The sequence below is a fragment of the Paenibacillus sp. SORGH_AS_0306 genome, assembly GCF_030819345.1.
GTDB lineage: Bacteria > Bacillota > Bacilli > Paenibacillales > Paenibacillaceae > Saccharibacillus > Saccharibacillus kyungheensis.
In genome coordinates, this window is record NZ_JAUTBP010000001.1 from 2,979,605 (window position 1) to 2,991,265 (window position 11,661).

Sequence of the window (11,661 nt, forward strand, 5' to 3'; positions counted from 1 at the left end):
ACTTATTGTCCCATAGATACAGGAGCATGAATTTGCTCCAAAATCTGCGCTACAATTCGTTCAGAACTCATACGCTCCATACGAGCTTCTGGACGTGGAAGAATACGGTGTGGAATCACATAAGGTGCTAACTTTTTGACATCATCAGGCAGTACATAATCACGATTCTGTATAAAAGCATAGGCTTTGACAGCCATCATAAAGGACAACGTTGCCCGTGGACTCGCGCCAAGCAACACCGAGGCGTGTTCACGTGTATGACGGATAACACTGACCAGATAATCGCTAACCGATTCATCTAAATGAACATTGCGAATCTCCTGCTGAATATCAGCGATATGCTGCATATCTGTTACCGGTTCTAAGCGATCTACAGGTTGTCCAGCAGCACCATGACGAAGTAAATTACGCTCTGTCTGCTCATCCGGATAACCCAATGTAATTTTCATCATAAAGCGATCCAATTGAGCTTCAGGCAACATATATGTTCCTTCAAAATCAATCGGATTCTGTGTTGCACATAACATAAATGGATGTGGCAATGGATGAGTCTCTCCATCTACTGTTACACTGCGCTCTTCCATAACTTCTAATAAAGCGGATTGTGTTTTGGTCGTTGCCCGATTAATTTCATCGGCAAGCAAAATATTCGTCATCACCGGACCTGGACGGAAATAAAACTGCTCATCCCGGGGATGGAAAATAGAAACGCCTGTGATATCACTTGGTAAAATATCTGGATTACACTGAATACGGCGATATTGTCCACTCATTGATTTAGCGAGTGCTTTGATCATTTGCGTTTTACCTGTTCCTGGAACATCCTCAATCAGAACATGTCCTCCAGCAAGCAAAGCGGTAAGTAACAGCTCTATTTCAAATGATTTGCCTAATATACATGATTCTAGATTGGATCTTACAGCTGCAATAACTTGCATCGATTCTTTGCGTGCCGACATATATATAAAACCTCCTGCTTCTGGTTCATATTGTTATATTATGATGTAATGACTCTAACTTTGTGAAAAATGCGTATATAATTATATTGTACATGAACGATAAGTCAGAGTCACTTTAATGGCTGATTACAATTTGAAGTCAAGGCAAATAATTGGACATTTTTCGACATGAAGTTCATACTATAACAAAGAATAACACTGTTAAGGAGTGACCTACGTCAATGGATCAACAGACGCTTCAGATGTTCAAACAATTAACCGAATTCCCCGCAGTATCGGGTTTTGAAAGAGAACTTCGGCATTGGGTTAAAGAGAAAATGGAACCTTATACCGATGAATTTGTACAAGATCGATTAGGTAGTTTATTTGGTGTTATTCGCGGTAATGAAAATGGACCGAAAATGATGGTCGCAGGTCACTTTGATGAAGTTGGATTTATGACAACAGGAATCACCGAGCAAGGGCTGATTCGTTTTCAACCTTTAGGTGGATGGTTCAGTCAGGTGGTACTTGCTCAACGTCTGCATATTATTACCGATAACGGCCCTATTGTTGGAGTGGTCGGTTCTACTCCTACTCATTTACTAAGTCCTGAACAACGCAACAAACCGGTGGATATCAAATCGATGTATATTGATATCGGTGCAGACGATCGTGCAGAAGCTGAACAAATGGGATTGCGTCCCGGACTACAAATTGTACCGATTTGCGAATTTACACCCATGGCTAATCCCAAAAAAATCATGGCAAAAGCTTGGGATAATCGCTATGGAGTCGGTCTTGCTATCGAATTGTTGCAAGCGGTTCATGGCGAAAAGCTTGGCGGTACATTGTATTCAGGAGCGACAGTACAAGAAGAACTCGGGCTTCGTGGTGCACGTACAGCGGCTCAGTTGATTCAGCCGGATCTGTTCTTCGGACTGGATTGTAGTGCTGCTAATGATATGACAGGAGATCGTAATGCTTTTGGTCATTTAGGCAAAGGTGCGTTATTACGCATTTATGATCCGACCATGTTTACGCATCGCGGAATGATTGAATATATTCAAGATACAGCAAGTACTCATCAGATTCCAGTACAGTATTTTATTTCTGCGGGTGGAACAGATGCGGGACAAGTGCATGTCAGCGGTACAGGTGTGCCTTCTAGTATTATCGGTATTTGTGGACGGTATATCCATACCTCATCTTCTATTATTCATACCGATGATTACGATGCCGCCAAAGAATTACTGATTAAGCTTGTTAAAAATATGGACGCTTCTACGTATCAAACTATGTTGGATCGTGCTTAATCTGCTACATTAGATGTAGTCATTCTTTCTATTCCTATCTTTTTACTTAATGATATACGTCTCAAACCGATTATTAGATCTCTTTATAAGAGAAAAGTAATCGGTTTTTTTATCGCCTCATCTTCTATATCTCTATGATTTTTTAACTAAGTATGCCATCCACATACCGACTTTTTCTTGGTTTAATCTACATAACTCGTCATTTGTATTTATTAAAAATAAGACTGTATCTACTAACTGTTTAACTCTATCGGCACATGTAATTCAGTGCAATACGCTTTATAATGATGAACAAACTAGACAGATAAAAGGAGAGAACTCATGACTGCAAAGACTATGCTGTACCCAAAATGGTCTAGACATCTGATGTTGTTGACTGTATTTTTGATGCCTCTAGGTTCGTTTGTCTACTCTACACCTGCAATTGCAGCAGAAGCTTCTTCTACTTCTGCATCTAACAGCGTATCCACTCTATCTGATGTACCTACAGTTACTCAAAATGTATACGTTTCTCCTAAAGGAAGCGACTATTTGGGTTCAGGAACTGTACAAGCTCCTTATCGCACTCTTCCCAAAGTTCGCTCTGTGTTACGGGATACGTATAGTGAAAGACCTGCTGGTGGTACAACAATCTGGTTACGAGAAGGCGAATATGAACTATCTTCTACATTAGAACTGAATGAATTAGATTCAGGTACTGCTGAGCGACCGATCACGTATCGTAATTATCCTAATGAACAAGCGGTGATTACCACTGCCAAAACAATTGATCCTACTCTCTGGAAACCACTTAATGCGGAAGCAGCAGCTCGTGTTCATCCTGCTGTCTATGCTGATCAATTAGTAGAATTAGATGTCCAATCGTTAGGGCTTAAAAATACGTCTGGCTTTCCCGGAGGAACAACATTTACCAAAGAATGGGGTATTGTCGATCTGATTGTAGATGGGGTACGCGAACCGATCTCTCAATGGCCGAATCCTCAGCAAAAAATAGGCAAAAATCGTGCAGGTTGGGTCACAATGAATGGTTCTGCTGATCCGCAGTCATTTTATTATGGCGAAGGTGGGCAACCGAAAGATGGCATTACAACCGACGAAGTGAATGCCGATCAGACTGATCGGACTGCACGCTGGCAACATTCTATCGAACAAGGTCATGATCTGTATCTCAAAGGATTCTGGCGTACCGATTTTGACCCGGTAACTAGCAAAGTCGAAAGTATTGATACAACACGTCATATCGTTCGGTTGGTCGATATTCCAGAAGGCGGAATCGGTTCGAAATGGAGCAAAGAAGTTCCAGTAGTTCCCTCTACTAATCCATCTCCCTCTGCGACAGTTGTTCCATTTACTGTGCCTGATCAATCTCCGGTAACGATTCATGATGATACGTATGTGACAAAAGATGTCTATGTAACTCAAGATGTCTATACCCAGCCAAGTGTTCCCGTCTCTCCTCTGACTGTCACTTCTGTTACGTATCAAGTGTATCGAGTCGGTACAGGTACAGAAGAATGGCAAGCATTGAATATGTTAGATGAGATTGATATGCCTGGCGAATGGGCTTTGGATTTTAAAGATCAGAAGATCTACTATTATCCTGACGGAGATATTAACAAGCAAAATATTATTATTGCTGATCGTACCGGCCCTATTATCAAGTTAACGAATGCTTCTTACCTTAACTTTATCGGTCTGACGATTGAAGGTGGATTGAATAATGGGATCGAAATGCAGAGCTCACATCATATTTCACTAGACAGCAATACCATTCGAAATATAGGTGGCGGTGGTGTTCTTGATTATTACGGTCATCACAATATCATGCAAAATAATACTATTTATGAAACAGGAAGTTTTGGGATGAGTATCGGTTATGCAGGTAATCGTGATACTTTGACTCCAGCACAGTCTGTGATTACGAATAATCATATTCATAATACCGGTACCCTGATTGCTTTAGAAGGATTAATTATTACACAGTCGATAGGTATGACGATCAGTCACAATCTGATTCATGATGTGCCCAAGCATGGCATACGATATGTGTATAACAATGATCTGTTATTTGAATATAATGAACTGCATCATATTTCACTGGAAGATGGTGATGCAGGTGCTTTCTATACCGCTCAAGATTGGACTTCCTATGGTAATGTATTGCGATATAACTATGTACATGACAGTCCACGTGCCAATGGCTTTTATGCTGATGATGGAGATAGCGGAGATACATTTACTAACAATATAGTCTCCGGCGTATCCAAAGCTTTTCTTTTTGGCGGAGGTCATCATAACCGGGCAACCGGAAATCTGATTGTTAATGCCACATCCGGTATTCAGATTGATGATCGCGGAATTGCTCGTAAATATACAGCAGATAGCACTTATGCGGAACAATTAATGGCTAAAAATCCTGTAGCAGAACCCTGGAAAACGTATGGACGAGTTCTAGCAGATACGTATGGATATGACAGCAATCTGTGGCAAAATATACTGAATTCCAAGTGGCATCCCGAATATCCAAACGGTACACATTTCAAAGATAATGCAGTTGTTCAGTCAGGCGCTCTCGTTATTCCCAAAAAAGGAGCAGTCATTATTCAAAATAATCCAAGAATTAGCAGTATACAATCGGCTAAGCTGAATCCTACTACGACAACTGGCGTCTATACAGAAAACCCAACTATTCTTGCGATCTTTCCAAATATCAATCAAATTTTTCCTCAAATAGGACTGCAAAAAGAAAATACTACTTCTCCCTCTTCTTAATTGATATATCTTATTCACGTTCAAACAATATCATTTCAATCTAAATAGCCAAAAGCTTCAGACGCTGATCTGAAACTTTTGGCTATTTTCTTATATAGGAGCTATAGTCATCGGGGCTAATGCTTGCTGACTGAATAGGAAGGACATACTAATATACTTTGATTTTATATCGCATTTGATACCTTTAAGAATGAGACATTAAGGCGGTTATCAGTTGTTGAGACATATACTATACTGAGGGTGGCTAAAGAAACACTAACACTTTCATTTTACTCTTCTATATCTCTTCTACTTCTTCCCATTCCTTATTCTACTATTCATTCTATTTGTTCAAGTGATTTGCACTTCATTACATTTTACTTTTCTTGATCTTCTTTCTAATACGTGTATAACGAAATGATTGATCAAGAATTCATTCCAAACTATAAATGACCTAATAACCCTACTCGATCATAATAAAACAGCTACCGTTAGCCATGTTAGAGTACATCTATTTGTTTATCACCTATTGATAACAATAGCATCAAGGATATTTAGGAGGAAAATATAATGACAACAACTACGAAATGGGTAGCATGGATATTATCTCTCAGTCTTATTATTACTCTTCTACCAACAGGGCAAACCAGTTATGCTGCAACAACTCCTATGCTTAGTAGCGGAAGTACAGTTGCAACTAACGTGAACGTATATGTCGATCCGACTGGAAATGATGTTACAGGTACAGGCACCAAATTAGCACCTTTCAAAACACTATTCAAAGCTAGATCAACAATACGTGCATATAAAGGCAATTTACCTGCTGGCGGTGTTACCGTTTGGGTGAAAGGTGGAACGTACAATTTAGCAACAACGTTCGATCTCAATGCTCAAGATTCCGGCACACCTGACAAGCCAGTCATTTATCGCACCTATCCTGGAGAAACGGTTACGTTAACGACAGGCAAAGGAATTGATCCAACATCATGGCAACCGTTAAGCGCAGATGCAGCAGCACGTGTGAATCCTGCGATTCAACCAAGTAAACTACGCGAGCTCGATGTAGCTTCGCTCAATATACAGAATATTGCTGGTTTTTCAGGCGGCACAACATTTACAGAACAATGGGGTATTGTTGATCTGATCGTGGATGGTATTAGACAACCGATCTCTCAATGGCCTAACGAAGATCAAAGTATTGCAGCAAATCGTGCAGGTTGGGTGACTATGAACGGTTCCGCAGATTCCAAATCTTTTTATTACGGTGAAGGCGGTACACCAGAAAATGGAATCTCAGATGATGAGGTTAACGCAGATGGTACTAATCGTATCCAACGCTGGAAATCTTCAATGGCTAAAGGGCATGACCTATATCTTAAAGGATTTTGGAGAACAGCTTGGAGCCCTGTCACTAGTAAAGTAGGCGCTATTTATCCAGATGATAATATTATCTCTCTATACGATATTCCAAGTGGCGGTATGGGCGATAAATTTAGCAAAACAGTCGTATCCAATACATTAAAAAGTTCAACTGTAAGTATGGATGCCTATCGACCTAATCTAATGGCTTCTTCTGTACAAGCAGATGTGTATGCACCAGTCGTGTCTACTCCGAGTACTCCGATGTTCAATGTAACTTCCAATGTATACGGATTAACTGATGATCCTTTTATTCCAGATACAAGTGTTAGTTATCGAGTCGGTACAGGCAAAGAAGAATGGAAAGCAATTAACTATTTAGACGAAATCGATGTTCCTGGTGAATGGGCACTAGATTTTAAAGATGGCAAAATTTATTACTATCCTACAGGTGATATTACCAAACAAATCATTACTTTATCTGATAACAAAGCATCGATTATCAAAATGAGTGATGCTTCTTATATTCAATGGCTTGGATTTACAGTTGAAGGCGGTATGGGCAACGGAATCGAAATGCAGCGTTCTCATCATATGAAGATTGCTGGAAATACAATCTGTTATGTCACAGGTACAGGGATTGTCGATTACTATGGCAATAACAATCTGATTCAAAGTAATGATGTCTATGAAATTGGGGCCGCAGGAATCTCGATGGGATACTCTGGCGACCGTACTAATCTGGTATCAGGTAATTCCAGAATCACAAATAACCATATTTTCAATATCGGAACGTTGGTTAGTCTGGAAGGTATCGTTATCCGTGAATCAGTCGGTACTAAGATTGATCATAACTTGATCCATGATACACCAAAGGCGGCAGTTAAGTATACTTCAGATAACAACTTATTGTTTGAGTATAATGAAATCCACAATACGTCTTTAGTGGAAAGCGATTCAGGTGCTTTTTATACACCACAGGACTGGACTTCTTATGGAAATGTTCTTCGCTATAACTTTATTCATCATAACAAACGCTCCCATGGATTTTATTTTGATGATGGAGATAGCGGTGATGTGGTGAGCAAAAATATTATTCAACAATCTCAGATCGCTTTTATTATGGGCGGTGGACACGATAATCTGGCACAAAACAATCTGGTTATTGCTTCCAGAGCAGCAGGACAGATTGATGATCGCGGCATTACACGTGGCTATACGGCTACAGGCGCTTATGCTCAGAATTTGATTAGCAAAAATCCAACTTCTGGTGCATGGCTACAATACGGCAAAGACCTAAAAGCGACGTATGGTTATACCACCAATCTATGGGCAGATATTCTTAACCCTGACTGGCATCCTGAATATCCAAATGGTTCTTCGATCTCAGATAATGTGTTTGTTCAGACAGGTGCAGTGACTACACCCAAAAAAGGATCTTTTACAGTCGCTAATAATGTGATTCTAAATACTATTGCTGATGCTCAATTTTATAATGCTAACACGATGGATTATCGTACCAATAATGCAAGTATTCTTAGCAAATTCACCGATTTAAATACGATTTTCCCACAGATCGGATTATCTCAAGATGAGTACAGAGTGCAAGTAATTTCTAGATCAGCTTCAGGTGGAATGAGTAATCATTAAAATGAATAGGAATTTTCATATTATTGTGAACTTTTTATGAATATAGTAGGTCTTATCTGCTCTCTCCTGCTACTTGCGATTCATAAAATAAATTGATTTCTGGGGATAATTGGTAACTAACCATCTTAATTATCCCCCTTTTTATCAGAAAAAGTCGATTTTTAACTTAAATTAACCAAATTTATCTATAACCATTACAAAATGGGCAAAAGTATCCGACAAAGTAACTAGTGAACCTAATTCGATAATTATAAAAGCAAATATCCACTTCCAATAGACCTGACCTATAGGTAAACCATATTTCAATATGAAAGGATGTTTTATAATGTTTAGAAAGACGCCGTTAGCGATGTTAATGGTTATAACTACACTACTTGTTAGTACTTTGTTATCACCTGATTTCGCTTTTGCAGATCGCACAGTCAATGGAAATGTTGTGACCTTGAGTAGTGGAGCCACTACCAATACAGGTCTTAATATCTACGTAGATGGTTCAGTAGCTGCTTCAGGATCAGGTACTAAAGATGCTCCATTCAAAACGATACTTGAAGCTAGAAATGCTATTCGTGCCAAAAAAGGAGTTTTACCCGTTGGAGGAATTACAGTATGGGTCAAGGGCGGCACATACAAATTCACTTCTACACTCGATCTGAATGCTTCCGATTCTGGAGCACCTGGTAAATCGATCGTCTATCGTACGTATCCGGGAGAGAAAGTTATTATTTCTAACGGTACATCTGTTGATCCTACTCTCTGGAAACCATTAAGCAGTGACGCACAATCAAGAGTTAACCCAAAAGTAAGTGCAAGCAAATTAGTTGAGCTTGATGTGAAAGCTATGGGGCTTACGAATATTAACAGCTTCCCTGGTGGCAATTCTTTTTCCGATAAATGGGGCATTATTGATCTGATTGTCGATCATGAACGTCAACCGATCTCACAATGGCCGAACCCGGGTGAAATGGCTGGTTCCAAACGTGCAGGCTGGACAACAGCTAACGGTTCTGCTGACGCTAAATCTTTTTATTACGGTGAAAATGGTATTCCTACAGATGGACAAACTGATGATGAATTAAATGCAGACGGAACCAACCGTTCTGAACGTTGGGCATCTTCAGTCAATGCAGGACATGCTCTTTATCTTCAAGGCTTCTGGAGAACAGTATGGAGCCCGGTAACAAGCAAAGTACAAAGTATTGATAATGGAGAAGGAAGTATCTCTTTACTGGACACACCTTCAGGTGGTATGGGTTCCAAATGGAGTAAAGATATTGCGAACTCTAATCCAGTGTACCGCACAGGAGATGGAACCGAAGAATGGCGTGCAGTTAACTATCTAGATGAAATTGATGTTCCCGGTGAATGGGCGCTTGATTTCAAAGATGGTAAAGTATACTACTATCCAGATGGCGATATCAAAACAAAAGATGTAGAGATTGCTGATAATGCAACACCGATCATCAAAATGTATGCTACTTCTTATCTTCAATTACTAGGCTTCCAATTAGAAGATAGTATGAGCAACGGTATCGAAATGCAAAAAACAAACCATATTACAATAGCTGGTAATACGATTTTGAATGTAAGTGGTGGCGGGATTGTAGATTACTATGGTAGTTACAATCTAATCAAAAGTAATGATATTTATGATACAGGTGAATTTGGAATCAGCTTAGGTTATGCCGGTGATCGAACAACTACATTTACCAAATCCAATACACGTGTTACCAATAACCATATTCATCATACCGGTCTACTCGCGCATCTTGCTGGTATTATCGTACGGGATTCTAACAATGTATGGATAGATCATAATCTAATCCATGATGTTCCCAAAGACGGTATTCGTTATGTAAGCAGTACAAACCTAACGTTTGAATTTAATGAAATTCATAATACCGCATTAGTAGAAAGTGATACAGGTGCTTTCTATACTGCACAAGACTGGACTTCATATGGTAACGATCTTCGTTATAACTTTATTCATAACAATGTACGTGCTAACGGATTTTATGTCGATGGTGGCGATGCAGGCGATAACTTCTATAACAATATTATTCAAGGTTCTGATCGTGCATTCCAATTTAACGGTCATCACAATATCGGTCGTAACAATGTGGTTGTTGCTTCTTCCAAAGTACAGATTGAGAACCGTAGCGATGTGCTTACAACCGATGTAGTGGCTAATGCGATTATGACCAAAAGCTATGGTGTAGGTAGTAGCTTTGCTGATGGATTGCGTTCCAAAAATCCTGCGTCTGGTGCTTGGGCAAGCTTTGCAAATGAACTCAAAACACGTTATGGCTATACCGATAACTTATGGACCGATATGCTCAATGCTAACTGGCATCCAGAATACTCTAACGGTTCTAAATTAGTCGATAATGCACTAGTTCAAGTAAATAGTGTGATCAAACCCAAACTAGGCAATATTACGATTGAAAAAAATAATATTATTCCTAAAGTAACTGATGCTAACTTCTTCAATTACAGTCAAATGGACTTACGTACAAACAACAGACAAATTCTTGATAAATTCCCGAACTTGAATAGCATTTTCCCTCAAATCGGATTGCAACAAGATATGTATCGTATTCGTGTCGTGACTCGTGCTGAGACAGGCGGATTCACCAATCACTAAGCTGTTTTAACTTTTTAGATCATCAGCCGGGCTCTTATGTAGTCCGGCTTTTTGCTGTGTCCAATACCTCTTGTTCTTCCCTCCTCTCTATTGCCCGATTGATTAGTTATCAGACTGAACGGGTAAAAGCAATATGAATCCGAACGACACGAAGACGATACAGACTTATAACAGGAGGAATTCATTATGCTAGGTAAAAAAACAATTTTTATTACAGGTGCAGGTAGCGGACTTGGTAAAGGTGCTGCTCTAGGACTTGCCAAAAAAGGACATAAAGTTATTGCTTCTGTTGAAATTATTCCACAAGTGACCGAACTTCGAGAAGAAGCAAAAGCGCAAGGACTCGATATTGAAGTCATCAAATTAGATGTCAATAAACCACTTGATCGTATTCAATTGGAAAAATATGATTTTGATGTATATGTAGCAAATGCAGGGATTGGTGAAGGTGGCCCACTGGCTGAGATTCCAGTAGATAATATCCGCCAAATTTTTGATACCAATGTATTTAATTCGCTAGAAATGGTACAGATTGTCGCACGCCAATTTGTCGCTAAAAAGAAAGGGAAAATTATCTTTGTCAGCTCGATCGCTGGACTTAGTGTAACTCCTTATCTGGGTGCATACTGTGCTTCCAAACATGCTGTAGAAGCTATGGCACAAGCGCTTAAAGAAGAACTGAAAGAATTCGGCATTCAAGTCGCTACGATTAATCCTGGTCCATACAAAACAGGATTTAACGATAATATGTTTGAGCAAAAAGAAAAATGGTATGACGAGAAAACAAACTTTACCAAACGTTCTGATCTGGCAAAAGGCGAAAAAATGCTAGCTCAACAATTCGATCCACAAGACATGATCGACAAAATGGTAGAAGTGATCGATGCGAAGCACCATCCTTTCCGCAACGTATATCCTGAGCCATCTGAACAACAAGTAAAAGAATATCAAGCTAAACTTTGGGAAGAAACAGTCTAACTCTGGTACTGTTTTGACCTTATCCAAT

Annotated in this window: 6 protein-coding genes; 5 read left to right on the forward strand and 1 reads right to left on the reverse strand. The window is 39.5% G+C overall.

Annotation, left to right across the window (positions count from 1 at the left end):
* Positions 1–2: 2 nt before the first annotated feature.
* Positions 3–959 carry an AAA family ATPase gene (locus tag QE450_RS12915; protein ID WP_273613155.1) on the reverse strand — a complete coding sequence of 319 codons (957 nt, stop codon included), beginning with the start codon at positions 957–959 and terminating at the stop codon, positions 3–5.
* 221 nt (positions 960–1,180) lie between these two features.
* On the opposite strand from QE450_RS12915, the gene QE450_RS12920 reads away from it, so the two are divergent.
* The 5 genes from QE450_RS12920 to QE450_RS12940 all read left to right on the forward strand — a co-directional run bounded on the left by QE450_RS12920 (position 1,181) and on the right by QE450_RS12940 (position 11,633).
* A complete protein-coding gene (locus QE450_RS12920) occupies positions 1,181–2,254 on the forward strand; it encodes a M42 family metallopeptidase (protein ID WP_273613156.1) in 1,074 nt (357 codons plus the stop codon).
* A 321-nt stretch (positions 2,255–2,575) separates the two neighbouring features.
* Complete coding sequence (locus QE450_RS12925; protein WP_307299619.1) at positions 2,576–5,026, forward strand: right-handed parallel beta-helix repeat-containing protein; 2,451 nt, start codon at positions 2,576–2,578, stop codon at positions 5,024–5,026.
* A 549-nt stretch (positions 5,027–5,575) separates the two neighbouring features.
* The gene (locus tag QE450_RS12930) at positions 5,576–8,014 is read left to right on the forward strand and encodes a right-handed parallel beta-helix repeat-containing protein (RefSeq protein ID WP_307299620.1); all 2,439 of its coding nucleotides are present in this window, start codon (positions 5,576–5,578) and stop codon (positions 8,012–8,014) included.
* A 325-nt stretch (positions 8,015–8,339) separates the two neighbouring features.
* Positions 8,340–10,655 (forward strand): right-handed parallel beta-helix repeat-containing protein, encoded by a 2,316-nt coding sequence (locus tag QE450_RS12935; protein ID WP_273613159.1) that lies wholly within the window; start codon positions 8,340–8,342, stop codon positions 10,653–10,655.
* A 186-nt stretch (positions 10,656–10,841) separates the two neighbouring features.
* Positions 10,842–11,633: an SDR family oxidoreductase gene (locus tag QE450_RS12940; protein WP_273613160.1), complete on the forward strand. Its 792-nt coding sequence runs from the start codon at positions 10,842–10,844 to the stop codon at positions 11,631–11,633.
* The last annotated feature ends 28 nt before the right edge of the window (positions 11,634–11,661 follow it).

Coding starts and splice junctions, on each gene's coding strand:
- QE450_RS12915 (WP_273613155.1), bottom strand. CDS start 959: ATGTCGGCACGCAAAGAATCGATGCAAGTTATTGCAGCTGTAAGATCC.
- QE450_RS12920 (WP_273613156.1), top strand. CDS start 1,181: ATGGATCAACAGACGCTTCAGATGTTCAAACAATTAACCGAATTCCCC.
- QE450_RS12925 (WP_307299619.1), top strand. CDS start 2,576: ATGACTGCAAAGACTATGCTGTACCCAAAATGGTCTAGACATCTGATG.
- QE450_RS12930 (WP_307299620.1), top strand. CDS start 5,576: ATGACAACAACTACGAAATGGGTAGCATGGATATTATCTCTCAGTCTT.
- QE450_RS12935 (WP_273613159.1), top strand. CDS start 8,340: ATGTTTAGAAAGACGCCGTTAGCGATGTTAATGGTTATAACTACACTA.
- QE450_RS12940 (WP_273613160.1), top strand. CDS start 10,842: ATGCTAGGTAAAAAAACAATTTTTATTACAGGTGCAGGTAGCGGACTT.